Source organism: Bradyrhizobium tropiciagri (genome assembly GCF_001189845.1).
GTDB classification, from domain to species: domain Bacteria; phylum Pseudomonadota; class Alphaproteobacteria; order Rhizobiales; family Xanthobacteraceae; genus Bradyrhizobium; species Bradyrhizobium tropiciagri.
On sequence record NZ_LFLZ01000042.1, the window covers coordinates 23727 to 46729 of the forward strand.

Genomic DNA, 23003 nt, shown 5'->3' on the forward strand with positions numbered 1-23003 from the left:
CATGCCTGTGCCGCAATCAGCTGGCGTATTGCGCGATGCCGTTGCCGAACGACCAGTTCTCCTTGACGACCTCGACCAGGTTGATGACGACATCGTCGGGCCGTCCCTGCAACTGGCTCTGATAGTCGTCAACGATCCGCTTGTAGAACGCCTTCTTCATCTCGACCGTGCGCCCGGCATTCATGGTGATCTGGATGAAGACGAGATCGTCGCTGTAGCTGTTGCCGAGATAGTTTTCGGCGTAGTTCAGGTCGCCGCGGTCATGCTCGGTGATGACCTGAAACTTGTCATTCTCCGGCACGTTGATGGTCTCGCGCATCGCCTTGTAGACGATCTCGCCCAGGGTCTTGCGATATTCGGCGGACTTGCCGCGCTTCAGGTCGATACGAACGAATGGCATGGTGGTCTCCTGTGTTGTGGGGGGCTCGGCCGGATCGGCCCCGTGTGATCGAGACGCTGCGACGGTGCGAGAGCTTTCGCGTCGTCCGCCTGCGCCGGCGGCGTCGGAAAATTCAGCGGGTTGCCTTGAAGGCTTCCCATCGCGCATCGCGCTCTTTCTGGTATTTGGGCAGTCGCTCCCCGACCATGTCGGCGCGACGCACCGGCTCACCGCAGGACTCGCAGACCGGGCCGAGCCCGGCGGGCTTGCCGCAGACGACGTGCGTGTAGGTCATCGCCCGCCCCTCCTTTGGTGATTTGCACCAGGCCTCGCCCCAGGCGCGCAGCGCCATCAGAACAGGAAAGAACGCTTCGCCCTTCTCGGTGAGGTGATACTCGTGGCGCAGCGGGTGCTTGTTGTAGATGCGCCGCGTCACCAGGCCGTCCGCTTCCAGCTTTTTCAGCCGTGCGGTGATCATCTGCGGCGTGCCGCCGGTCTGCGCCTGGATTTCCTCGAAGCGATGACTGCGCGCGAATAGTTCGCGCAAAACCAGTACAGTCCAGCGGTCGCCGACGACGGTTTCGGCGCGGGCGACCGGACACAGCGTTTGGTCAGTCTTGTTGTCCTTGATTTTCGCCATCACGATTTCTTCATCGGGCTTGTTACTATGAATTTCATAGCAATATGGCCCGGCATCGTTCCAAATGCAATGGGCCGCATTTGGCCCGGTCTTTCATCACCAAGGAGTGAGCCATGTCCACCGAACCGGCGCCGGCAGCGGCCAAAGTCGATTTGAAGCTCGAGGTCGTCGTTATTCCCGTCGCTGACGTCGATCGCGCTAAGCGCTTTTACCAGGACCTCGGCTGGCGGCTTGATGCCGACTTCGTCAGGCCCGACGGCTCGCGCGCCGTGCAGCTTACGCCGCCGGGTTCGCCGACCTCGATCCATCTCGGCTCGGGAGCCGGGCTGCCGCGCTTCCTGATCGTCAACGACATCGAGGCGGCGCGCGCCGAGCTGATCGCGCGTGGCGCCGATGTCAGCGAGTTGTTTCATCGCGGCGCCGAAGGCCGCATCAAGGGGCCGGACCCGGAACGCCCGAGTTACGGCTCGCTTGCCACCTTCAACGATCCCGACGGCAATGTCTGGCTGCTGCAGCAGGTCACGCAGCGGCTACCGGGCCGCGTCGACGGCAACAGCACGAACTTCAATTCATCTGCGGATCTCGCCGCCGCGCTCCGCCGGGCGGCGGCAGCCCATGGCGAGCACGAGAAGCGGACCGGCGGGCACGATGCGAACTGGCCGGACTGGTACGCCGAGTACATCGTTCGCGAGCAGGCCGGCAAGCCGCTGCCGGAATAGTCGAACTGCAACGCGTGCAACTGGCCGCGTCGCGGCCGATCCACTCTGACGACAACCGAGGTGTGCGCGGCTTTGCCGGCGGCCTCTCATTCCAGGGCGACAGTGCAATGACCAAGGCATCTAAGACATCAGTTGGAATTGCCGTAACCGAATTGAATCAGGAAGCCATCGACCAGGACAGACGCAGGCTGCTCACCGGCGCGGCGCTGGGCCTGGCCGCTGCCGGTGCCGCCAGCCTGTTTCCCGCGCGCCCCGTTGCGGCGGCCGCCGATGATGCGATCCGCCCGTTCCACATCAACATTCCCGAGGAAGATCTGGTCGACCTCCGCCGCCGTCTGGCGGCAACCCGGTGGTCCGACAAGGAGACCGTCAACGACGACTCGCAGGGCGTTCCGCAGGCGATGCTGCGCGATCTCGTCCGCTATTGGCAAACCGATTACGACTGGCGCAAGGTCGAGGCGCGGCTCAACGCCCTGCCGCAGTTCATCACCGAAATCGACGGGCTCGACATTCACTTCATTCACGTTCGCTCGAAGCACGACAACGCACTGCCGCTGATCGTCACGCATGGCTGGCCGGGTTCGGTGATCGAGCAGATGAAGATCATCGATCCCCTGACCAATCCCACCGCGCATGGCGGCAGCGTGGCGGACGCGTTCCACCTCGTGATCCCGTCGATGCCGGGCTACGGCTTTTCCGGCAAGCCGACCACGGTCGGCTGGGATCCGCAGCGCATCGCGCGCGCCTGGGTCCAGTTGATGAAGCGGCTCGGCTACAGCAAGTTCGTGGCGCAGGGCGGCGACTGGGGGGCGCCGGTCTCCAATGAGATGGCCAAGCTCGGTGCGCCGGAACTGCTCGGCATCCACGTCAATCTGCCCGGCGTCGTTCCGCCCGAGGTCTTCAAGGCGGTCTCCACCGGCGGTCCCGCGCCGGACAATCTGTCGGCGGAGGAGCAGCACGCCTTCGAGCAGATCAAGCTCCAATTCGCCAAGCGGCGTGCCTATGCGCAGATCATGGGCACCCGCCCGCAGTCCCTTGCGGCGTTCGCGGATTCGCCGGCCGGCCTCGCAGCCTGGCTGCTCGATCACGGCGACGGCTACGCGCAGCCGGCTTCCGCGATGCAATCAGCCGTGCTCGGACATGCCGTCAACGGCCATTCCGCGGGCGCGCTGACCCGCGACGACGTGCTCGACAACATCACGCTGTACTGGCTCACCAACAGCGCGATCTCCTCGGGCCGTCTGTACTGGGAAAACAAGACCAACCTTTATCTGCCCGCCAACGTCACGATCCCGGCCGCCGTTACCGCGTTTCCCGGTGAGAGTTTTGTGGCGCCGCGGAGCTGGGCGGAAAAGGCTTATCACAAGCTGATCTACTTCCATCAGGCCGAGGCCGGCGGGCATTTCGCGGCGTGGGAGCAGCCCGACATCTTCAGCAGGGAAGTGCGGGACGCGTTTCGGCCGCTCCGCAAGCTGATCTGAGAATAGAGGAGGAACATCCGTCATGCCGAAACTTGCACTCATCGCCACTGTCGAGGTCGCGCCGGAGAGGCGGGACCAGGTCTTGTCGCTGCTATCGGCGCACGGCGCGCGCTCGCTCAGGGATGAGCCGGGCACGCTGCACTTCGACATCCTGGTGCCGCGCGAGGACGCGTCGAAGCTCTTGATCTACGAGGTCTATCAGGATGACGCGGCGTTCGAGGCGCATCGCAATGCACGATCGATCGCGCAGTTCCGCGAGGAGAGCGCCGGGCTCGGCATCAAGATCACCGCGACGCGGTGCACGCCCGCCGTCTAGTGTCGTTGCGAGCGGCGTCACGCCCGGTTGAGGCTGGCGCCGCGCTCGGACAAAACCTTCTCGGCCTTGGGCGTCAGCTCGTAGAGATCGCCGTCCTTGGCGACGTATCCCTCCTTGATGAGCCGGTCGACCTCGCCCTGCACGTCGTCGGCAAAGGCGATGGATTGGGCGATGTCGCAGAGAACCGCGACCTGTTCGTCTCTAAGCATGGCGTCCTCCGTCAGGGCGGGGAACGCGCAGGCCGTCATTCGGTTCCAGCGACGGCCGAAACGGGCTCAGACCATCTGACGCAGCAGCTCGATCAGGCGGCCGCATTCATCGTCCGTTCCGACCGTGATGCGCAGGAAATCCTCGATCCGCGGCTTCTGGAAATGCCGCACCAGGACGCCGCGTTCGCGCAGCTTCGCGGCGAGATCCGCGCCGCGATGGCCGCCATGGCGCGCGAACACGAAGTTCGCAAGCGACGGCAGCACCTCGAAGCCGAGCGCGGTGAGGCCGCGGACCAGCGCCTCGCGACTGCTGATGATGCGTTGCCGGGTCTCGTCAAACCATCCGTCGTCCTCGATCGCGGCGACCGCACCTGCGATCGCAAAGCAGTCCAGCGGATAGGAGTTGAAGCTGTCCTTGACGCGCTCCAGCGCCTCGATCAGCGGGCGCTGGCCGATGGCGAAGCCGACCCGCAATCCCGCCAGCGCGCGCGACTTGGACAGCGTCTGGATCACCAGAAGATTGTCGTGATGGGCGACCAGCGGCACCGCGCTCTCGGCGCCGAAGTCGACATAGGCCTCGTCGACCACCACGAGACGGTCGGGATGCGCGGTGACCAGCGCCTCGATCGCGGCGCGCGGCAGCGCGATGCCGGTCGGCGCGTTCGGATTGCACAGCAGGATGGCGCTGCCCGGGCGCCGGTAGTCGGCGAGATCAATCCGCATCGCGGCGTCGAGCGGCACCTGTTCGTATCGCGCGCCATAGAGGCGGCAATAGACCGGATAGAAGCTGTAGGTGATGTCGGGGAACAGCAGCGGCGCATCGTGCTTCAGCAGCGCCGGGAAGCTGTGGGCCAGCACCTCGTCCGAGCCGTTGCCGACGAACACCTCGTCTGATGTGACGCCGTAGCGCGTCGCGATCGCCTCGCGCAGGGCGGTTGCGCGCGGATCCGGATAGAGCCGCAGGCGATCAGCGGTCGCCGCGATCGCGGCCAGCGCGCGCGGCGACGGCGGGTAGGGATTCTCGTTGGTATTGAGCTTGATGAGGCCGTCGATCTTGGGCTGCTCGCCGGGCACATATGGCGACAGATTGTGGACGACCGAACTCCAGAAGCGACTCATGATCTGTGACTCAAAAGGGGGATGCATCACATTAGGGGATGGCTGGACTTGGCGAAAGCCCGCATTTGCCTAAGCAAGATGCACTATTGAGCAATTGTGATTTCCAGTTTCAAGTTGACGCGAAGGACGTGTCCGCATTGTTTGCTGCGTGTGGCGTGGTTCATAAAACCTGCAGCGCTTCCTGGATTATGTGATAGGCTGCGCGGACGTCCACACGCCGTCGCTGCTGTGCCGGTCGCGGATTTGTTGCTGCGTAGCTTTTGGAATGCGTAGCTTTTGGAATGTGAATTTTTAGCTCACGAAAAGCCAATTCCTGACTGCGATCCCGGGGCCTCGATCTCCGATCTGTGGAATGTGTCGAACTGACTTGCGTCGAACCGGTGTGCCCGCCGGCGTTCGCGCTCGTGTGATTTTTGCAGACCATTTTTCTGTCCAAAGGTGTTCCGGTCATGCGCAAGGACGAGAGCCCGGCAGATTCCGACGTTTGCTTCAGCGATATCTGGTCCGCCGCGCAGCACGCGCGCAGCGATGCCTTTCGGGCGATCATCACGCAAATGTGGCGGAGGATGTTGCCCCCGACCGCCCGCCCGCGGCCGAAGCGCACCCGCAATTTGTTACCCGACCCGCGCGGGAAGGTTGGGGCGTAGGATGTCCAGCGACCACCTGAACCTGGTACGTCCAGCCGCGAAATTGAAACCGGCCGTGCGCGGCCACGACTTCGCATCCGCTCAGCAGCGCGGGGTCATCGAGCTCGGCGTCTGCGCGTTGTCGGACCTGATCGCCTCGCACGAAATCTCCGTCGTCGAGATAGCAACGCTCTATCTCGACCGCATCGAGCTGATCAATCCCGGCCATAACGCGCTCGTCTCGCTGCGCGATCGCGACGCGATCCTGGCGGACGCACGCGAAAAGGATGTCCTGCTGGCGCGCGGCGTCCGTGAGGGCTGGTTGCACGGCATCCCGCAGGCGATCAAGGATCTGGCGTCGACCAGGGGATTGCGGACGACGCTGGGTTCGCCGCTGCACACGAACTCGGTCCCGTCGCGTGACGCGCTGTTTGTACAGCGGATGAAGCAGTCCGGCGCGATCCTGGTCGGCAAGACCAACACCGCCGAGTTCGGGCTGGGATCGCAGACCTACAACCCGGTGTTCGGCACCACGCTGAATGCCTATGACCGCACGCGCACTTCGGGGGGCAGCAGCGGCGGCGCTGCCGTCGCGGTCGCCACACGCATGTTGCCGGTCGCGGACGGCAGCGACAACGCCGGCTCGATCCGCAACCCGGCCGCCTACAACAACCTGTTCTCGTTGCGGCCTTCGCAGGGCTTGATGCCTCACGAGGGACGCGATCCGCATCTGCCGTCGTTCGGCACTGTCGGACCGATCGGGCGCTCGGCGGAAGATCTTGCGATGCTGTTTGCCGTGCAGGCCGACGATGCGGTGTGGGCCCGGCCGGCGGCGGAGCAGACCTCCGCCTGGTTTCGCGAACGCCTGGCGTTTGACTGGCGCGGGGCGCGTATCGGCTGGCTCGGCGATCTCGGCGGATACCTGCCTTTCGAACCCGGCGTGATCGAGCTTTGTCTGCGGGCCCTGCGGGCGTTCGCCGAGATCGGCTGCGAGGTCGATGCGGCGCAGATCGACTACCCGCTCGACGAGCTCTGGCGCGACTGGGTCGTGCTGCGGGCCTGGCTCACGGGTGGGCCGCTCGCCGGCCGCTACGCCGATCCGGCCAAGCGCGCCCTGATGAAGGACGAGGCGTGCTGGGAGGTCGAGCAGGCGATGCGCCTCTCGGCTCTCGATGTGTTCGAGGCGTCCGGACGACGCGCCGATTGGTGCCGGAAGATCGCGCAAATGTTCAAGTCATACGACTTCCTGGTGCTGCCGACGGCGCAGTGTTTTCCGTTCGATGCGAGGTTGACGTGGCCGAGGGAGATCGGCGGACGCGCGATGGATAGCTACTCCCGCTGGATGGAAGTCGTCATCTACGCCACGCTCGCAGGCTGTCCCGTGGTCAATGTGCCGGCCGGATTTTCGCCGGAAGGCCTGCCGATGGGACTGCAGATCCTGGCACCCTGTCACGGCGATCTGGCCTGTCTCCGCCTGGCGCGCGCCTACGAACAGGCGGCGCCGTGGTGTTCGATCCGGCCCATCGACGCGATTGCCACGACCGAGGAGCAGACCGATGGGTGCATTTGCGCTTAGTCATACGGCGTGGCTTGCGGCAGCGCTCGCCGCGGCCGGTGCCTGCACCGGAATTTTGGCGGGACTGTTCGGAGTTGGCGGCGGTACGGTCATCGTGCCCGTGCTTTACGAGGTCTTCCTGCTCTATGGCGTTCCCGATGATGTCATCATGCCGCTGTGTGTCGGGACCTCGCTCGCCGTGATCGTGCCGACGTCGATCTCATCGTTCCTCGGTCACTACCGGAAGGGCGCGGTGGATATCGGCGTGCTGAAGACATGGGCGCTCCCGATCGTCGTCGGCGCGCTGATCGGCATCGCTGCCGCTTCGGTGGCGAAACCTGTCGTATTCAAGAGCGTCTTCATCGTCGTCTGCCTGTTCCTTGCGATCAGGCTGCTCGCCGGCAAGGATACGTGGCGGCTGGGCGACGGCTTGCCCGGCTTCGCCGCAATGACGGGCTATGGCCTCGGCATCGGCTCGTCCGCCGCGCTGATGGGCATCGGCGGCGGGCTTGTCGCCAACGTCGTGCTGTCGCTCTACCGCTTCCCGATCCATGCGGCGATTGCGACGGCATCGGGCGTCGGACTGTTCGTCTCGATTCCGAGCACGCTCGGATATGTCGTCGCAGGCTGGAATCATCCGGACCTGCCGCCGTTGTCGCTCGGCTTCGTGTCGGTGATCGGATTTGCGCTGCTGACACCGCTCAGTCTGGTGACCGTGCGCTACGGTGTCGCCCTCGCGCATCAAATGCCGAAGCGCCAGATGGAGATCGCGTTGTCGCTGTATCTGATCCTGATCAGCTTGCGCTTCGTCGCGACGCTCTGATCAGGAACCGCTACCAGTTCGCCGTGCCCTTCATGGTCGGCTGGCCCTCGGCATTGGCGGTCCACAGCTCCATGCCGCCGTCCTTGTCGTTGGCATTGATCGAGAACTCGCTGCCCTCGAACAGCGGCTGCACGCCGCGATAGGACAGCTTCTTCGGCGGCCTGCCGCCGCGGAGTTTCGCGGCGAGCTCGACGATGAAGGAGGCCTGCAGCGGGCCGTGGAAGATCAGGCCCGGATAGCCCTCGACCTTGGTGACGTAGTCACGGTCGTAATGGATGCGGTGGCCGTTGAAGGTCAGCGCCGAATAACGGAACAGCAGCACGGGATCGGAGACGTGGCTCTCGCGATGCTGGGCGACCGGGGGCGGCGGTGCCTTGGCCGGCGCTGCGGACGGCGTCGTCGTCATCTCGCGATAGACGATGTCCTGCCGCTCGCGGACCGCAAGCCCGCGCGAGGTCGTCACCTCATGGTTGACCGAGACGAAGCACAGCGTGCCGGTCGAGCCCGATTTCACCGTGACGTCGGCAATCCTGGAGGTGCGCTTGGCTTCATCGCCGATGCGCAGGGCATCGAAAAATTCAAGCTCGCCGCCGGCCCACATCCGGCGCGGCAGCGGCACCGGCGGCAGGAAGCCGCCGCGGGTCGGGTGGCCGTCGGGGCCAAGCTGCGACATCGGAAACACCGGCTGCGCCAGGCACCAATGCGTGGTCCACGGCGCGGCATCGCCTGCCTTCGGCTCGCCGATCTCCTGGAACAGCGTCGCGCGCAGCCCCATGACAAGATATTTGGTGACGACGTCGGAGGCCTCGGTGGTCTTGCCGATCCACTGGCGGAGATGGTCGAGATCGAGTTTGTCGGTCATGACTGTGTTGCCCGGGCAGGAGAGATTTCAGGAACGTTGGATGCGCTCGCCGATCGCCGGCACCTTGCCGTAGTGCCGCTCCTCGCCGACCACAATCGCACCCGGCGCCGGATAGCTGACCTTGCCGTTCGGCGTGTCGACCTCGATGCGGCGCAGATGCGGATGCCTGGCGAGATCGTCCATGCTGTTGACCTCGGCAAAGGCGATGTCGGCCTCGGTGAGCTTGGCCAGCAAATCCTCGCGCGTCAGTCTGCCAAAACTGTCGCTGACGATCTGGTCGGTCACGACGCGGTTACGCACGCGCTCGACCATGTTGGCAAAGCGCGGATCGTCGGGGAGAGTGGGCTGGCCCAGCACCTTGGCGCACAGCGCCTTCCATTCGCGCTCGCTCTGGACCGAGATCAGGATCTCCTTGCCGTCCTTCGAGCGGAATACGCCGTAGGGCGCGATCGAGGGATGGGCGAGGCCGATGCGTTTGGGCGACTTGCCGTCTTCGGCATTGAGCAGCGGCACGGTGAGCCAGTCGGCCATCACGTCGAACATCGAAATGCGGATGTCGGCACCCTCGCCGGTGCGGCCGCGCCCGATCAGCGCCTCGAGGATCGACGCATGCGCGGTGGCGCCGGTCGCGACATCGACGATCGACATGCCGACGCGCGAGGCGCCCTCGGGTCCGCCGGTGATCGAGGCAAGGCCGCTGTCGGCCTGGATCAGGAGGTCATAGGCCTTGCGGTCGGCATAGGGGCCGGTGTCGCCATAGCCGGTAATCGTGCACATGACCAGCTTCGGATAGTCCTTGCGCAGCCGCTCGCGCGAGAAGCCGAGCTTGTCCATCGAGCCCGGCTTCAAATTCTGCAACAGCACATCGGCGCCCGCGATCAGCCGCTCCAGTTCTGCGCGGCCTTCCTTGGTGGCGAGGTCGACCACCGCGGAATCCTTGCCGCGGTTGAGCCAGACGAAATAGCTGCTCTGGCCCTTCGCCGCGGCGTCGTAGCCGCGGGCGAAGTCGCCCTCGGGCCGCTCGATCTTGATGACATGGGCGCCGGCATCGGCGAGGCGTGACGAGCAGAACGGCGCGGCAACCGCCTGTTCGACGGCAATGACGGTCAATCCCTCAAGCGGCAGCATGATCTGAGAACTCAGTAGGAGCGGGGCATGCCGAGCACGTGCTCGGCGACGAAGGAGAGGATCAGATTGGTCGAGATCGGCGCCACCTGGTAGAGCCGGGTCTCGCGGAACTTGCGCTCGACGTCGTATTCCTCGGCGAAGCCAAAGCCGCCATGGGTCTGCACGCAGGCGTTCGCCGCTTCCCAGGAGGCATCCGCCGCCAGCATCTTGGCCATGTTGGCCTCGGCTCCGCAATCGAGCCCGGCCTCATATTTGCGGGTGGCTTCCTTCACCATCAATTCAGCGGCGCGCATCGAGGCGTAGGCCTTGGCAATCGGGAATTGGATGCCCTGGTTCTGGCCGATCGGCCGGCCGAATACGCTGCGCTCCTTGGCGTAGTTGGTTGCCTTGGCGATGAACCACTTGGCATCGCCGACGCATTCGGCGGCGATCAGGATGCGTTCGGCATTCATGCCGGAGAGGATGTAGCGGAAACCCTTGCCTTCCTCGCCGATCAAATTCTCCGCCGGCACCTTCATGTCGGTGAAGAACACTTCCGTCGTGGCGTGGTTCATCATGGTGCGGATCGGGCGGATCTCCAGCCCCTTGCCCTTCACCTCGCGCATGTCGACGATGAACACCGAGAGCCCATCGGTGCGCTTCCTGGACTGCTCCTTCGGCGTGGTACGCGCGAGCAGGATCATCAGGTCGGAATATTCCGCGCGGCTGGTCCAGATCTTCTGGCCGTTGACGACGTAATGGTCGCCCTCGCGGCGCGCGAAGGTTTTTAGCGACGAGGTGTCGGTGCCGCTGGTCGGCTCGGTGACGCCGAACGCCTGCAACCGCAATTCGCCGGTCGCGACCTTCGGCAGATACTTCGCCTTCTGCGCGTCGTTGCCATGCCGCAGCACGGTGCCCATCGTGTACATCTGGGCGTGGCAGCCGCCGCCGTTGCAGCCGGCGCGCTGGATCTCTTCCAGGATCGCCGCCGCTGCCGACAGCTTCAGGCCCGCGCCGCCATATTCCTCAGGGATCAGCACCGAGAGATAGCCGGCTTCCGTCAGCGCATCGACGAACTCCTTCGGATAGGCCATCTGGCGATCGAGCTTGCGCCAGTATTCGCCGGGAAACTGTGCGCAGAGTTTTGCGACGGCGTCGCGGATGTCGGAGTGGTCGTCGGTGTGTTGTTCGTGTGCGGTCATTGTTTCGTCTTGCCGAGAGGTTGCGTCCAAAGCGTGATGCGCTTTAGCCCTTTGTTTGAGCATGATCTCTTCGGAAAACCGCTTCGCACTTTTCCGGATCAAGCTCGTACGGGCAATGCGCCCGCTGTTGTGGGGCCCCGGTAAACTCCCTATGCTGTTTTGTTATAGCGTATGAACCTGCCTTCCAGGATTGGCAAGTATGGATTTCCGCCAGCTTAGGACCTTTGCGTGCGTCGCGGAACTCGGGAGTCTGAGCAAGGCATCCGATACCTTGCGGGTCGCGCAGCCGGCGCTGAGCCGGCAGATCAAGCTCTTGGAGCACGAGCTGCGCACCGAATTGTTCACGCGCAACGGCCGCGGCATGGTGCTGACCGATGCCGGCCGGCTGTTGCTGGCGCGCACCGGCGGTATCGTGCGGCAGATCGACCAGATCCGCGACGACATCCAGTCCGCCGGCGGGGCGCCGTCCGGGCGCGTCGTGCTCGGGCTGGTGCCGACGGTGAGCTGCGTGATCTCGGCGCGGCTGGCGCGGCGCACGGTGGAACGTTATCCCGGCATCTCGCTCTGCATCGTCGAAAGCTACAGCGGCCATCTGATCGAGTGGCTGCATCGCGGCGAGATGGATCTTGCGGTGATCTATGGGCCGTCGGTCGACCTGCATCTGGCGGTGCAGAGCCTCGGCCGCGACTCGATCGTCGCGGTCGGTCCGCGCGGCAGCGGGCTGAAGCAGAAGAAGCAGGTCGATATCGGCTGGCTGCTGCGCCAGCGCCTGGTGCTGCCCAGTCATTCGCACGGGCTCCGTGCCATGATCGAGCACGCGGCGGCCAAGAAGAAGGTCACGCTCGACGTCAAGCTCGAGGCGGATTCGTTCCGCGTGCTGACGAGCCTGGTCGAGGAGGGGCTCGGATACACCATGCTGCCGCCGTCCTCGGTGCGCGGCGAGGTCGCAGAGGGCCGGCTCGAAACCGCGCCGATCGCACGTCCCGCGCCGCGGCGCGAGCTGACCTTGGCCTCGCCGGTCGAGCATCCCGGCTCCAATGCGATCACGCTGATCGCAAGATTGCTGCGCGACGAGGTCGCCGCGTGCCGCGCCGAGGGGCTCTGGGATATCCAGCTCGCCTGAGCGCGGTTGCACTGACGTCCGTCATTGCGAGCCAAGCGAAGCAATCCACCCCTCCGCACGCGCGGAGAGATGGATTGCTTCGTCGCTGTCGCTCCTCGCAATGACGGCGGTGCGTGCATTATGTGATCTCAGCTGACCTTGAAGCCGAGATGGCCGCGGAAGCGGTTCTTCAGATAAGCGCCGTCGCGCGGCGGCAGCGCGCGCTCGACTTCGCCGGCCGCGATCCGAATGCGCGCCAGCCGCGGCCCGCCACCGAGATCGCGCAGGCTGGCGCGGAAGCGCTCGATGCCGGCCATGTCGGCGATATCCGAGACATTGCCGATGCCCGCGCCGCTCGCGATCACCTCGAGCTTCGCCCCTAAGCCGGAATGGCTGGGCTGCATCCCGGTCTCGCCGAAATGGCCGTTGTCGAGCACCGCGATCGAGAGATTGCCGGGCTGCTTGGTTGCAATGGTCAAGAGGCTGCCGATCCCCATCAGCTGCTCGCCGTCGCCGGTGACGACCAGCACCGGCCGCTTCGGCTGCGCCAGCGCAAGGCCGAGCCCGACCATCGCGGCGCCGCCCATCGCGCCCCAGAGATAGAAGTTGCCAGAGTGCTCGCCGGCATCGAACACGTCGTAAGAGGAAGAGCCGAGCCCGGAGATCACGAGCAGATCGCCGCGGTCGGCAAGCAGTGCCTTCACGGCGGCGCGGCGATCGAGGGTGCCTGTTGCTGCTGACATCAGTGCGTCTCCTTGGTCCACTTCTTGCGGCCGATCATCCGCTGCGAGATCAAGACCGCGACCTGCTGGTCGCCGTCATAGGCGAGCGAGGCGGCGGCCGAGATCACCTCCTCGGCGTCGTCGGGGTTCTCCAGGCGCAGCACTGTCGTGCCCATGATCTCGAGGGCCTGCGGCGTCGCCCGGCCCATCGGGATCTGCCAGGGATTGAATTCGGCCCATTCGCCGCGCATCGTCACCAGGGTCAGCAGCGGGAAGCGGCAGCTCGCCATCAGCGACAGCATGTTGACGCAATTGCCGACGCCGCTCGATTGCATCAACAGCACCGCGCGGTCGCCACCGAGCCAGGCGCCGGCCACCATCGCCACGCCTTCCTCCTCGGTGGTCAGCACCGTGGTCTTGATGCCGGCATCGGCGTGCGACAGCTTGATCAGCTTGGAATGTCCCGCGTCGGGAACGTAGGACACCTGCGCCACGCCAAAGCTCTTCAGCGTGCGGTAGATCGCAACCGGCCAGTCGGTGCTGGTCGCGCTGTCCTGGTGAGCGGCAATCTGGTCCATCATGGCCTCGGCTAGGGGACGCGCAGTGGCGCGGTCCTCACATCGATAGCCTTTAGCGCGCGGGGAGGTTTAGCTCCCGTCGCATCTGTTTTGCGCAGCTATGCCGGAATTGTATATCCCCGTCATTGCGAGCCAACGGGTCGCGCGAATGCGCGCCCGATGACAGGCTCGGCGAAGCAATCCATCTCTCAATACGCGCGGAGGGATGGATTGCTTCGTCGCTTCGCTCCTCGCAATGACGGGGAAGCAGCGCGGCCAGCGACCTGCCAATTCAGGAATTCGGCTGCAGGAACGTGCCGTATTGCTTGCTGGCCGCGACCGCGGCGGCGGCCTGTCCGATGACGCGCATCGCCGCCAGCATCGGCCAGGGCCCGAGGCTGATCCGGCGCACGCCGGCCCGGGCGAGATCGCCGATTTCGGGAACGCCCTGGGTCACCATGATGTTGACGGGTAGCGGCGTGTGCTGGACGAACCGCTCGATCAGCGCGAGGTCGGTGAGTCCAGGCACAAAGATTCCATCGGCGCCGGCATCGGCATAGACCCTCGCGCGCCGTGCCGCTTCATCGAGGCATTGCTCCGGCGAGCCGAACTTCAGCAGAAACGGGTCGGTGCGCGCATTGATGAAGAGATCAATGCCGAGCTTTTGCGCGCTGGCCCGCACCGCCTTGATCTTCGCGGCATGCTGCACGGGATCGACGAGTTGCCGCTTTCCGCCGACAAGCCCGTCCTCGATGTTGATCCCGATCGCGCCGGCCTTCAGGATCCTCGCCACCGAATGCGCGGCCGCCTCCGCCGTGTCGCCATAACCCGCCTCCAGATCGATCGATACCGGAACTGGCACCGAAGCGGTCATCCGCGCGACCAGACCTTCCACCATGTCGAGCGGGGCGTTCTCTCCGTCGGCATAGCCGAGCGCGGATGCGACCGCGCCGCTGCTGGTCGCGACCGCCGGCGAGCTCTTCGCGATCGCCTTGGCGGTGGCGACGTCCCAGGCGTTGAACAGGACGAGCGGATCGCCCTGCTTGTGCAGACCGCGAAACGTTTCGGCGTGGTGTTGCTGTGTCGTGGCGTCCATTGCGCGCACTCCTTTTCAAATGTGAAAAACGCATTGGTTGGCACGGCCGCTGGTTGCGGCGCCTGCTCAGGCGGCGGCGTGCGTCGTAAACCAGTTCATGATCAGACCGGTGACCTCGGCCTCACGCTCGAGGTGCGGGAAGTGCCCGACATCGGGCAAGACAACGCGCTGATGTGGTCCCTTGAAGAGCGGCTCTTCCTTCATTGAATACCGCGCTGTCGGATCATTGCCGCCATAGATCGTCAGCGTCGGCGTATGCATGTCCTTGATCGGCAGCCGGCCCGCAACTCCCGCATCGATCAAGCCGTTGTAGTATTTCAGCGCCGCCTTCATCCTGCCGGGAGAGCTGAGCGTCTCCTTGACCGAGCGGAGATGCTCGTCGTTCGCCAGGGTTGGCGACCACAGCTTCCAAAGGTAGTCGACGAAGGGAAGTCCCTCGATGTCGACCGCCGAGTGAGCGCCAGGCACGGTAAAGAAATAGACGTGGAAGACCGATCGAACGGCATCGGGATCGCTCCTGAGGCTCGGGATTGTGATGGGGTGCGCGGTGTTCATGACCACCGCCGCCTTGATCGCCGACGGCGCCGTGGCCAGCGCCTGGAAGGTCGACGTGCCGCCCCAATCCATGCCGACGACGCGCGCCTGTCCGTCGTCGCTCAGCGCCGCGATCAGCGCTTCGAGATCCTGGCCCAGTGCGATCGGATCGAAGATGCCGTCGGCCGGAATCTCAGTTGGCGCATAGCCGCGCAGGAACGGCGCGACCGCGCGATACCCGGCATCCGCGAACGCCTGCAGCTGCTTTCGATATGACCAGGCGTTGTCGGGAAAGCCGTGCATGAACATGACCAGCGGTCCGCTGCCCTGTTCGAGATAGCCAAACCGTACGCCGTTGGCCTGCACGTATTTCAGGGTGGGTTCGCTGCCTGCGGTCTCAAGCGTTGCCGGTGCGCTGCTTCGGGTCGTCATCGCCGCTCTCCATTTCTGGTCGTTGTCGCTCTCCGGGGTAAATATGTGCGTAGCGCACATATCTGGTCAAGTTGTTTTTTGTGCGCAGCGCACATATTGTTGACGGCATGGAACACGGAATCGCCAACCTGCTGGGCGCGCTGTCGCTCGCCGTCGTGGATCGGATCGAGCAAGGCGCGCGTGAGGTCGTCGGCCGCGGCGGCGAGACGCCCGCGGCGCTCATCGTCATCGGCTATGGCCAGGGCATGACCAACGACAAGCTGCGGCGGATCCTCGGCCTGTCGCACTCCGGAACGGTCCGGCTGGTCGATCGCCTGGTGTCGGATCGGCTGGTCGAGCGCCGGGCCGGCAAGGACGGCCGCGAGGTCGCCCTGCACCTGACGGCGTCGGGTGCGGCGTCCCGGAACGAACTCTTGGCGTCGCGGATATCGGCCGTCACGTCGCTGCTGGACGTGCTGTCGGCGGCTGAACGGAAGCAGCTCGCACGGCTGATCCGCGAATTGCTGGCCAGGCAGGATACGTCAGAGATGGATCGCTTCACGATCTGCCGGATGTGCGATGACCGGGTCTGTACCAATTGCCCGCTGCCGACCAGCAAGGGCCAGCACGGCCACTAGCAAGACGACTTTAATCTGAACCGAGCAGCGCACGCTGTGCATCACCTCGCCCCGCGTGCGGGGCGAGGGAGCGCACCGCCCATCGCGGTCGCTATTCGACCTCATCTCATCATGCGCTAGCGGCCTTGCCGTCAGTGCGCGCGTTTTTGCGCCGTGAAGACGTACATGTCCCAGAACGTCTCGGGGTGATCGACCTCGAAGCGGTGCCACTGCTCCAGATTGGTCTCGTCGGCTGCGGCCGCAAACTGCTTGCGGAATTTTTCCATTACCGCCGGTTCGTCGAACGGCTCGAACCCCCCGAACGACAGGCCATGCTCGTTGAGGAACGCCGCGATCTCCGGAATGGTGAGGCGGTGCTCCATGACGTTGAACAGCAGGTCGCGGCAGCCGCTCATGCTGTAGAAATCCTTGGCGCCGATCAGCGGTCTCCATTGCTCGGCCTCGCGGAATATCTCCTGCCGGCACCGCCTGATGTCGTCGGCGGTGGCGCGATAGTTGCGCGCTGCGATCCGGGCACGCGCTTCCACAATGACCCGGCGCGCCACCTCGCTGTACAGGCCGATGCGCATCGTGCCGCCCGGCCGCAGCAGCGAGACCAGCACGCGCCAGCCGGCAAAAGGCTCGGCGAGATGATGCAGCACGCCGACCGACTCGATGCTGTCGAAGGTGCGATCGATCGAGCCCAATTCCAGGATGTCAGCCTGTGCATAGTCGATGTTGCGCAAGCCCAGCTCGCGCGTCTTGCGGCGCGCATAGGCGAGGCTGGTCATGCTGATGTCGACCGCGAGCAGGCGTGCATTCGGATAGACTTGCGCGATCTGGATCGCGTGCGAGCCGGTGCCGCAACCGGCTATCAGGATATCTCGTTCGGCCTGCTGTTCCGCGGTCGCGACCGTCTTTCCCCGCGCCCGATCGGCGACGAATGCCGTCAGCGGGTTCACGGTCCAGCGCGGATAGGGGTTTTCCTCGTACTGGCGCATCACCTCGACCGACACGTCGTTCTTGATCGGGGTGAGCGTCGCAATGGCGCGGCGCTCTTCCATCTCTTCGCGCGGCTCGCGAAGCTGCACCCGCAACAGGCCGGTTGTGGCCGCAGGCCAATCCCGGCGCAGCAGCGCATCCGCCGCCGGCAAGGCATGAAGCGGGAAGTAAGCCGCAACGACAGCGAGCGTGAGCGGCGTGATCGTGGCGCCAGACGCCAGGTCCTGCAGCAATCGTTCGCGCAGTGCACCCGCACGCTCGGCTTCCGCCCCGGTCTGTGCATGGACATATTCGTTGATGAAGCATTGCCGGGCCAGCGCGCATGCAAAGCCAACGATATCATCGTCGGCTTCATGCTGCTCTTGGTCACTCGCGAGTCGCAGCAGTTCTGCCCTTGCATGTCCGAGCAGCACTTCGAGCTGCATGCTCGCCAAGGTGGTCGCTTCCATCGCGCAGCGCAGGAACAGGTCGCCGGCAAGCGGGGCCAGGCTTTCGGTGCCGAACAATTCGGCGTTCGTCACAGCTAGCGGCCACTTGCCGGCAATCCGCTCCACATAGCGGGTGACGGTTGGGCTCTGCAGGATGAAGCCGACGGCCTTCGCGTCCATGCCGAGCGCGAGTGCCTTGCTGAAATGCGCGGCGGCTTTGCCGCGATTGCCCAGCGCCTGGTATGAATTGCCGGCATTGTAGTGGCAGGCGGCATTCACGTCGTCTGCGGCAATCGCTTTCGCGAAGGTCTTCACGGCGGCCCGGTGGTCGCCGGCCGCCTGCGCCATCAGGCCGAGCAGGTTCAGGCTCTGCACGTGGGCAGGCTCGCGCGCAAGAATGTCCCGGCAGATCTGCTGCGCTTCATTGAAGCGGCGCATCCCGTAGAAGCGGCTTGCCTCGGCGGCGAGGCCGGCGATGCCAACGCCCGCCGAGCCGAAGCCAGGTGCGCTCTTGCCGGACGCGTCCCGCTGCTTACCGGCCGCGCGCCGTTCTTTTCGGTTCATGGTTCGTCAACTGGCCCAAGCTGCAAGACGCGGCAAGACATAGGGCCGATCGCAATTGCAGCCAAGGATTATTCAGCCCGGGATCCGAACCGGCAGGTTCTCGATGCCGCGGACGAAGCTGGAATAGACCCGCTTCGGCTCGCCGACCACCTCGATGCGGTCGAAGCGCTTCAGCATCTCCTGCCAGACGATCTTGAGCTGCAGTTCGGCGAGCCGCATGCCGACGCAGCGGTGGATGCCGAAGCCGAACGACAGGTGGATGCGCGGCCGGGCGCGGTCGATGATGAACTCGTCGGGACGGTCGATCACCTCGTCGTCGCGGTTGCCGGAGACGTACCACATCACGACGCGGTCGCCCTTCCTGATCGTCTTGCCGCCGATCTCGGTGTCGACAAGCGCGGTGCGCCGCATATGCGCCAGCGGCGTCTGCCAGCGGATCACCTCCGGCACCATGGTGTCGATCAGCTCAGGGTTTTCTTTCAGTTTCTGGAACTGGTCCGGATGCTCGTGCAGCGCCAGCACCGAGCCGCTCATGGTGTTGCGCGTGGTGTCGTTGCCGCCGACGATCAGCAGGATGATGTTGCCCATCAGATTGTCGGGATCCATGTGCCGCGTGGCATCGCTATGCGCCATCATCGACAGCAGATCGTTGCGCGGGGCCGAGTTGACGCGCTCGTTCCAGAGCTTCGAGAAATAGGCGTAGCACTCGTCCATCTCCTGCCGGCGCTGTTCCGGCGAGTCGACGATGCCGCTCTTCGGCAGCGCGGTGGAGACGTCGGACCAGCGCGTCAGCTTGCGCCGCTCCTCCCAGGGGAAGTCAAACAGCGTCGCCAGCATCTGGGTGGTCAATTCGATCGAGACGCGTTCGACGAAATTGAAGGTCTCGTTGCGCGGCAGATTGTCGAGCACGCTGGCCGAGCGCTGGCGGATCAGCTTCGCCAGCTCGTCGAGATGATTGGGAGTGAACATCGGCGACACGGTCTTGCGCTGATGGGCGTGCTTCGGCTGGTCCATCGCGATGAAGCTCGGATAGTCGTAGCCGGGCGGCACGTCGCGGATCGAAATGCCGCCGAGCGTGGAATCCGAGGAGAAGATGCCGTGGCTGGTGTCGACATGCATGATGTCGTTGTACTTCACCACAGACCAGTACGGCTCGATCGGCGCATTGGTGCAGTAATGCACCGGCGCTTCCTTGCGCAGCCGCTCGAACCACGGCCACAGCGTGTCGTTCTGGAATAGTCTTGGCGCGCCGGGATGGAAATCCTTCAATGGCGTCGCATAGGCTTCCTCGCGCGACTGGCGCAGCAGCTCGGCCCGGTCGGCACGGATGGCAGTCTGGACGTTCATCTTCATTGGCTCCGGCGGCGGTTCTTACCTCTCCCGCTTGCGGGGGAGGTCGCTGCGCTCGAAGAGCGCGGCGGGTGGGGGCTTTCTCCACTCAGAGACTGTTTCTGCGGTGGCACCGCCACCCCAGCCCTCCCCCGCAAGCGGGAGAGGGAGCACAGTCCCGTCGTGGTCGTACTTCAATTTCATTTCGCCTTGCGTCAGGCGGCGATGCGCACGGGGAGCGTCTCGTAGCCCTTGATGAAGCTGGAATACACCCGCTGCGGCTCTTCCACCACCTCGATCGTGTCGAAGCGCTTGAGGATCTCCTCCCAGATAATCTTGAGCTGCAGCTCGGCGAGGCGCAGGCCGACGCAGCGGTGGATGCCGAAGCCGAACGAGATGTGGGTGCGCGGCCGGGCGCGGTCGATCAGGAACTCGTAGGGCTTCTCGATCGCTTCCTCGTCGCGGTTACCCGAGACGTACCACATCACGACCTTGTCGCCCTTCTTGATCTGGCGGCCGCGGAATTCGAAGTCGGCGAGCGCGGTCCGCCGCATATGCGCGAGCGGCGTCTGCCAGCGGATCACCTCGGGCACGAAACTGTCGATCAGCGCGGGATTCTCCTTGAGCTTGCGGTACTGCTCCGGATGCTTGGCGAGCGCGTAGATGCTGCCGGACAGCGTGTTGCGCGTGGTGTCGTTGCCGCCGACGATCAAGAGGATCAGATTGCCGAGGAAATTCTTCGGATCCATGTTCCGCGTGGCGTCGCTGTGCGCCATCATCGAGAGCAGATCGCTCTTCGGCGGTTGGCCGGAGCGCTCCTTCCAGAGCCGCGCGAAATAACCGGCGCATTCCATCAGTTCGGCCTGCCGTTCGTCCTCGGTGGCGACCAAGCCGCCGGCGCCGGGCAGGGTGGTCGCGACGTCGGACCAGCGCGTCAGCTTGCGGCGGTCCTCCCAGGGGAAGTCGAACAGCACCGCGAGCATCTGCGTGGTCAGCTCGATCGAGACCTTGTCGACCCAGTCGAACACCTCGCCGCGCGGCAGATTGTCGAGGCACTCGGTCGAGCGCTTGCGGATGTTGATGGCGAGCTCGTCGAGATGCGTCGGCGTGAACATCGGCGCCACGGTCTTGCGCTGCGCCGAGTGGCGCGGCTGGTCCATCGCGATGAAGCTCTCGCGGCGCAGATCCGGCGGCACGTCGCGGATGGTGATGCCGCCGAGCGAGGCGGCCGAGGAGAACACCGAATGGTTGGTCTCGATGTCCATGATGTCGTTGTAGCGGGTGATCGACCAGTACGGACCGAACATCGAGTCCTTGCAATAATGCACCGGATCCTCGCGGCGCAGCCGGTCGAAATACGGCCAGAAGGTATCGCTCTTGAACAGCTCGGGATGGCCGGGATCGTAATCCGACAGCGCCAGCGTGTTGGCGCGTTCGCGTGCGGCGTCCAGATCGGTGGTGTCGACGAGATCGATGGTCCCGTGCATGAGCGGCTCCTCAACCGTTGCAGCAGCCGGGGCATCGCCGGCGCGCCATGTTTTACCGAATTACATTCTCATTCCGCGGTTTGCGCAAGGGGCCTCAACGCGCATTTGGCCGCATTGGTAGCCGGCCAAAGCGGCCGAATCCGGGCCTTTCGCGGTGGCGGAGGGCATGGCGGCGACCGCGCCCGTTTGAAACGCCGTTTGATTTGGTCGGGCGGCGTGCGAACAGTGCCGGAGCGGCTACTGGCTGGCGGGCTTTTCGCTGGCGGGTTTTTCGCAGGGGTAGGTGTCCTGCATGCCCCACAGCAGCAGCGAAGCGATCGCCACATCGCCCTTCGCTGCCCGCTTCTCGGCTGACTTGAGCATGATCTCTTCGGTCTGCTCGGTGGTCAATGCGAGGTCGCCGGGCATGCAGAACAGCATTTGGCCGCCATGGCGTTTGAGCCAGGCATTGGACGCCATCATGCCGCCCCGTGCGCCGTCCAGGTACATATAATTGAAGATGCGATAGTTCTCGCCCTTCGGATTGCGGTAGGAGTCGAGGCGTATATCGGCGGCCGCAGCGGGAGCTGCCGTGAGCGCCAACATCCATGCCGACAAGATCCACTTGTTCATCGCCAACTTCCCTCGCGTGCGGCGGCGTGTTCATCGCCTGATTCGTAAGTCATGCAATTCCCTCCCTGGGTTCGAAGCTCGCGCTCGACCGGCAAAGGGGCGCGGCCATCCTGCTCCGACGGGGCGATATAAGCAGGAACGACTGCGCCGTTTCCGGCGGTCCCGTTAAGGCGTAGCCAACCGCGCCCGGCCAAAAACCGCCCCCGGCTCTCGACCCCGTGTGAAACCTGGATCACACTCGCAGCGACAAACCTGTGGTTTTGATACGCAGAGATTGTCCCGTCCTGGAGCTGTTCCGTGAACGACATGAGCTGGACCCCGCCGGGGCCACCGCCGCCGCTGCCGCAACCGGTTCCGCCGCCGATGCCGGTGGCGTTTTCAGGGAGCCGGAAGGAGTTCTTCCGCCTGGTCGCGCGCGGCGCCGGGCTCGAGCTCGTCACGGTCGGCTTCTACCGGTTCTGGCTCACCACCGACATCCGCCGTCACCTGTGGTCGAACACCCTGATCGACGGCGACGGGGCGGAATATACCGGCCGCGGCAAGGAGCTCCTGATCGGCTTTTTGGTCGCGCTCGCGATCCTCGTGCCGGTCTATCTCGGCTACGCCCTGCTCGTCATCGAGGCCGAGCACGGCCAGACCTTCTCCTCGTTTCCGTTGGTCGCCTTCTTCTATGTGTTCGGTCAGTTCGCGATCTACCGCGCGCGGCGCTACCGGCTGACCCGCACGGTGTGGCGCGGCGTCCGTTTCTGGATGAGCGGCTCGGGCTGGATCTATGCGCTGAAGGCCTCGCTATGGGGCTTCCTGGTCGTGATCACGCTTGGCTTTGCGCTGCCCTGGCGCGAGGCCGCGCTCGAACGCTACAAGATGCGGCATTCCTATTACGGCGATCTGCAGGGCTCATTCGAGGGCCGCGGCTGGGATTTCTTCAAGCGCGGCTGGTGGCTCTGGCTGTTGATGCCGTTCGCGATGGTGACGATCTTCGGCCCGTTCGCTTATGCCGCGTTCAAGGCGATCGAGTGGCGCTGGTGGCTGTCGGGCATCCGTTTCGGCGAGGTCAGGCTGGAATCCACCATGCGGCGCAGCGCGCTGATCGGGCTGTACTGGAAGGTGATCGGCTGGGCCATGCTGCTCGGCACCGTGTTCCTGGCCTATCTCGTCCTCTGCATCTTCCTGGCGGCCAGCATCGACGGCTCCTCGATCGAGACCTTCTTCAAGACCGAGGCGTTCGCCAAGAGCATTCCGCTGATGGTCATGCTCGGCATCGGCTATCTCGCCCTTGCGCTCGCGATGAACGTCGTGATGCGGGTCTATCTGATGCGCGATCTCTGGGTCCGGGTGCTGTCGACGACCATCGTGCACAACATCGGCGCCGCCGCCAACGTCACCGCGCGCGGCGATCTCGCCAATGCGCTCGGCGAAGGCTTTGCCGACGGCCTCGACGTCGCGGGATTCTAGCCTCATGGAATCCGATCTCGACCAGGCCAATTCCGCGGCGGCGCGGTCC

23 protein-coding genes are annotated in these 23003 nt (G+C 64.8%); 8 read left to right on the plus strand and 15 right to left on the minus strand.

The window, feature by feature from the left end:
* Window positions 1-16 precede the first annotated feature (16 nt).
* Window positions 17-400, minus strand: coding sequence for a tautomerase family protein (locus AKN84_RS28055; RefSeq protein WP_050423787.1), 384 nt, complete (start codon window positions 398-400; stop codon window positions 17-19).
* A gap of 112 nt (window positions 401-512) precedes the next feature.
* Window positions 513-1019: a winged helix-turn-helix transcriptional regulator gene (locus tag AKN84_RS28060; RefSeq protein WP_050423788.1), complete on the minus strand. Its 507-nt coding sequence runs from the start codon at window positions 1017-1019 to the stop codon at window positions 513-515.
* A gap of 113 nt (window positions 1020-1132) precedes the next feature.
* Here AKN84_RS28060 and AKN84_RS28065 point away from each other — a divergent pair, with 113 nt between their 5' ends.
* The 3 genes from AKN84_RS28065 (at window position 1133) to AKN84_RS28075 (ending at window position 3535) form a co-directional block, all read left to right on the plus strand.
* Window positions 1133-1738 (plus strand): VOC family protein, encoded by a 606-nt coding sequence (locus tag AKN84_RS28065; RefSeq protein WP_050423789.1) that lies wholly within the window; start codon window positions 1133-1135, stop codon window positions 1736-1738.
* A 107-nt stretch (window positions 1739-1845) separates the two neighbouring features.
* Window positions 1846-3219 (plus strand): epoxide hydrolase family protein, encoded by a 1374-nt coding sequence (locus tag AKN84_RS28070; RefSeq protein ID WP_050423826.1) that lies wholly within the window; start codon window positions 1846-1848, stop codon window positions 3217-3219.
* A 22-nt stretch (window positions 3220-3241) separates the two neighbouring features.
* A complete protein-coding gene (locus tag AKN84_RS28075; protein ID WP_050423790.1) occupies window positions 3242-3535 on the plus strand; it encodes a putative quinol monooxygenase in 294 nt (97 codons plus the stop codon).
* Window positions 3536-3552: 17 nt separating this feature from the next.
* Here AKN84_RS28075 and AKN84_RS28080 read toward each other — a convergent pair whose 3' ends face one another.
* Window positions 3553-3744, minus strand: a complete 192-nt coding sequence (locus tag AKN84_RS28080; protein ID WP_050423827.1) for a hypothetical protein — start codon at window positions 3742-3744, stop codon at window positions 3553-3555.
* A 66-nt stretch (window positions 3745-3810) separates the two neighbouring features.
* Complete coding sequence (hisC, locus tag AKN84_RS28085; protein ID WP_050423791.1) at window positions 3811-4863, minus strand: histidinol-phosphate transaminase; 1053 nt, start codon at window positions 4861-4863, stop codon at window positions 3811-3813.
* Window positions 4864-5511: 648 nt separating this feature from the next.
* Here hisC and AKN84_RS28095 point away from each other — a divergent pair.
* Both AKN84_RS28095 and AKN84_RS28100 read left to right on the plus strand, forming a co-directional pair.
* The gene (locus tag AKN84_RS28095) at window positions 5512-7065 is read left to right on the plus strand and encodes an amidase (RefSeq protein WP_128971229.1); all 1554 of its coding nucleotides are present in this window, start codon (window positions 5512-5514) and stop codon (window positions 7063-7065) included.
* Complete coding sequence (locus tag AKN84_RS28100; protein ID WP_050423793.1) at window positions 7046-7867, plus strand: sulfite exporter TauE/SafE family protein; 822 nt, start codon at window positions 7046-7048, stop codon at window positions 7865-7867. Before AKN84_RS28095 ends, AKN84_RS28100 begins: the two co-directional genes overlap by 20 nt.
* Before the next feature lie 10 nt (window positions 7868-7877).
* Here the strand turns inward: AKN84_RS28100 and AKN84_RS28105 are convergent, their stop codons facing one another.
* The 3 genes from AKN84_RS28105 to AKN84_RS28115 are packed head-to-tail and all read right to left on the minus strand — an operon-like array spanning window position 7878 to window position 11038.
* Window positions 7878-8729 (minus strand): HTD2 family dehydratase, encoded by an 852-nt coding sequence (locus AKN84_RS28105; protein WP_050423794.1) that lies wholly within the window; start codon window positions 8727-8729, stop codon window positions 7878-7880.
* 27 nt (window positions 8730-8756) lie between these two features.
* Window positions 8757-9857: a CaiB/BaiF CoA transferase family protein gene (locus tag AKN84_RS28110; RefSeq protein ID WP_050423795.1), complete on the minus strand. Its 1101-nt coding sequence runs from the start codon at window positions 9855-9857 to the stop codon at window positions 8757-8759.
* Between the two features lie 11 nt (window positions 9858-9868).
* Complete coding sequence (locus AKN84_RS28115; protein WP_050423796.1) at window positions 9869-11038, minus strand: acyl-CoA dehydrogenase family protein; 1170 nt, start codon at window positions 11036-11038, stop codon at window positions 9869-9871.
* A 199-nt stretch (window positions 11039-11237) separates the two neighbouring features.
* Here AKN84_RS28115 and AKN84_RS28120 point away from each other — a divergent pair, with 199 nt between their 5' ends.
* Window positions 11238-12161, plus strand: coding sequence for a LysR family transcriptional regulator (locus tag AKN84_RS28120; protein ID WP_050423797.1), 924 nt, complete (start codon window positions 11238-11240; stop codon window positions 12159-12161).
* A gap of 128 nt (window positions 12162-12289) precedes the next feature.
* Here AKN84_RS28120 and AKN84_RS28125 read toward each other — a convergent pair whose 3' ends face one another.
* The 4 genes from AKN84_RS28125 to AKN84_RS28140 all read right to left on the minus strand — a co-directional run bounded on the left by AKN84_RS28125 (window position 12290) and on the right by AKN84_RS28140 (window position 15481).
* A complete protein-coding gene (locus AKN84_RS28125) occupies window positions 12290-12883 on the minus strand; it encodes a thiamine pyrophosphate-dependent enzyme (RefSeq protein WP_050423798.1) in 594 nt (197 codons plus the stop codon).
* Window positions 12883-13443, minus strand: a complete 561-nt coding sequence (locus AKN84_RS28130; protein ID WP_128971230.1) for a thiamine pyrophosphate-binding protein — start codon at window positions 13441-13443, stop codon at window positions 12883-12885. The genes AKN84_RS28125 and AKN84_RS28130 overlap by 1 nt, the downstream gene beginning before the upstream one ends.
* A gap of 268 nt (window positions 13444-13711) precedes the next feature.
* Window positions 13712-14515: an isocitrate lyase/PEP mutase family protein gene (locus AKN84_RS28135; protein ID WP_050423800.1), complete on the minus strand. Its 804-nt coding sequence runs from the start codon at window positions 14513-14515 to the stop codon at window positions 13712-13714.
* 66 nt (window positions 14516-14581) lie between these two features.
* Window positions 14582-15481 carry an alpha/beta fold hydrolase gene (locus AKN84_RS28140; protein ID WP_050423801.1) on the minus strand — a complete coding sequence of 300 codons (900 nt, stop codon included), beginning with the start codon at window positions 15479-15481 and terminating at the stop codon, window positions 14582-14584.
* 107 nt (window positions 15482-15588) lie between these two features.
* On the opposite strand from AKN84_RS28140, the gene AKN84_RS28145 reads away from it, so the two are divergent.
* Window positions 15589-16098 carry a MarR family winged helix-turn-helix transcriptional regulator gene (locus AKN84_RS28145; RefSeq protein WP_050423802.1) on the plus strand — a complete coding sequence of 170 codons (510 nt, stop codon included), beginning with the start codon at window positions 15589-15591 and terminating at the stop codon, window positions 16096-16098.
* 131 nt (window positions 16099-16229) lie between these two features.
* Here AKN84_RS28145 and AKN84_RS28150 read toward each other — a convergent pair whose 3' ends face one another.
* From AKN84_RS28150 to AKN84_RS28165, 4 genes are all read right to left on the minus strand, one after another.
* Complete coding sequence (locus AKN84_RS28150) at window positions 16230-18071, minus strand: class I SAM-dependent methyltransferase (protein WP_244485534.1); 1842 nt, start codon at window positions 18069-18071, stop codon at window positions 16230-16232.
* 72 nt (window positions 18072-18143) lie between these two features.
* Window positions 18144-19418, minus strand: a complete 1275-nt coding sequence (locus tag AKN84_RS28155) for a cytochrome P450 (RefSeq protein WP_050423830.1) — start codon at window positions 19416-19418, stop codon at window positions 18144-18146.
* A gap of 197 nt (window positions 19419-19615) precedes the next feature.
* Window positions 19616-20887, minus strand: a complete 1272-nt coding sequence (locus AKN84_RS28160) for a cytochrome P450 (RefSeq protein WP_050423803.1) — start codon at window positions 20885-20887, stop codon at window positions 19616-19618.
* 237 nt (window positions 20888-21124) lie between these two features.
* Window positions 21125-21499: a hypothetical protein gene (locus AKN84_RS28165; protein WP_050423804.1), complete on the minus strand. Its 375-nt coding sequence runs from the start codon at window positions 21497-21499 to the stop codon at window positions 21125-21127.
* A 306-nt stretch (window positions 21500-21805) separates the two neighbouring features.
* On the opposite strand from AKN84_RS28165, the gene AKN84_RS28170 reads away from it, so the two are divergent.
* Entirely contained in the window at window positions 21806-22954 is a 1149-nt protein-coding gene (locus tag AKN84_RS28170; protein ID WP_128971245.1) for a DUF898 family protein, read from the plus strand.
* Window positions 22955-23003: the final 49 nt, after the last annotated feature.

Bases quoted from the DNA above. Each gene is read 5' to 3' on its own strand.
- AKN84_RS28055 (WP_050423787.1), bottom strand. From the start codon at position 400: ATGCCATTCGTTCGTATCGACCTGAAGCGCGGCAAGTCCGCCGAATAT.
- AKN84_RS28060 (WP_050423788.1), bottom strand. From the start codon at position 1,019: ATGGCGAAAATCAAGGACAACAAGACTGACCAAACGCTGTGTCCGGTC.
- AKN84_RS28065 (WP_050423789.1), top strand. From the start codon at position 1,133: ATGTCCACCGAACCGGCGCCGGCAGCGGCCAAAGTCGATTTGAAGCTC.
- AKN84_RS28070 (WP_050423826.1), top strand. From the start codon at position 1,846: ATGACCAAGGCATCTAAGACATCAGTTGGAATTGCCGTAACCGAATTG.
- AKN84_RS28075 (WP_050423790.1), top strand. From the start codon at position 3,242: ATGCCGAAACTTGCACTCATCGCCACTGTCGAGGTCGCGCCGGAGAGG.
- AKN84_RS28080 (WP_050423827.1), bottom strand. From the start codon at position 3,744: ATGCTTAGAGACGAACAGGTCGCGGTTCTCTGCGACATCGCCCAATCC.
- hisC (WP_050423791.1), bottom strand. From the start codon at position 4,863: ATGAGTCGCTTCTGGAGTTCGGTCGTCCACAATCTGTCGCCATATGTG.
- AKN84_RS28095 (WP_128971229.1), top strand. From the start codon at position 5,512: ATGTCCAGCGACCACCTGAACCTGGTACGTCCAGCCGCGAAATTGAAA.
- AKN84_RS28100 (WP_050423793.1), top strand. From the start codon at position 7,046: ATGGGTGCATTTGCGCTTAGTCATACGGCGTGGCTTGCGGCAGCGCTC.
- AKN84_RS28105 (WP_050423794.1), bottom strand. From the start codon at position 8,729: ATGACCGACAAACTCGATCTCGACCATCTCCGCCAGTGGATCGGCAAG.
- AKN84_RS28110 (WP_050423795.1), bottom strand. From the start codon at position 9,857: ATGCTGCCGCTTGAGGGATTGACCGTCATTGCCGTCGAACAGGCGGTT.
- AKN84_RS28115 (WP_050423796.1), bottom strand. From the start codon at position 11,038: ATGACCGCACACGAACAACACACCGACGACCACTCCGACATCCGCGAC.
- AKN84_RS28120 (WP_050423797.1), top strand. From the start codon at position 11,238: ATGGATTTCCGCCAGCTTAGGACCTTTGCGTGCGTCGCGGAACTCGGG.
- AKN84_RS28125 (WP_050423798.1), bottom strand. From the start codon at position 12,883: ATGTCAGCAGCAACAGGCACCCTCGATCGCCGCGCCGCCGTGAAGGCA.
- AKN84_RS28130 (WP_128971230.1), bottom strand. From the start codon at position 13,443: ATGATGGACCAGATTGCCGCTCACCAGGACAGCGCGACCAGCACCGAC.
- AKN84_RS28135 (WP_050423800.1), bottom strand. From the start codon at position 14,515: ATGGACGCCACGACACAGCAACACCACGCCGAAACGTTTCGCGGTCTG.
- AKN84_RS28140 (WP_050423801.1), bottom strand. From the start codon at position 15,481: ATGACGACCCGAAGCAGCGCACCGGCAACGCTTGAGACCGCAGGCAGC.
- AKN84_RS28145 (WP_050423802.1), top strand. From the start codon at position 15,589: ATGGAACACGGAATCGCCAACCTGCTGGGCGCGCTGTCGCTCGCCGTC.
- AKN84_RS28150 (WP_244485534.1), bottom strand. From the start codon at position 18,071: ATGAACCGAAAAGAACGGCGCGCGGCCGGTAAGCAGCGGGACGCGTCC.
- AKN84_RS28155 (WP_050423830.1), bottom strand. From the start codon at position 19,418: ATGAACGTCCAGACTGCCATCCGTGCCGACCGGGCCGAGCTGCTGCGC.
- AKN84_RS28160 (WP_050423803.1), bottom strand. From the start codon at position 20,887: ATGCACGGGACCATCGATCTCGTCGACACCACCGATCTGGACGCCGCA.
- AKN84_RS28165 (WP_050423804.1), bottom strand. From the start codon at position 21,499: ATGAACAAGTGGATCTTGTCGGCATGGATGTTGGCGCTCACGGCAGCT.
- AKN84_RS28170 (WP_128971245.1), top strand. From the start codon at position 21,806: ATGAGCTGGACCCCGCCGGGGCCACCGCCGCCGCTGCCGCAACCGGTT.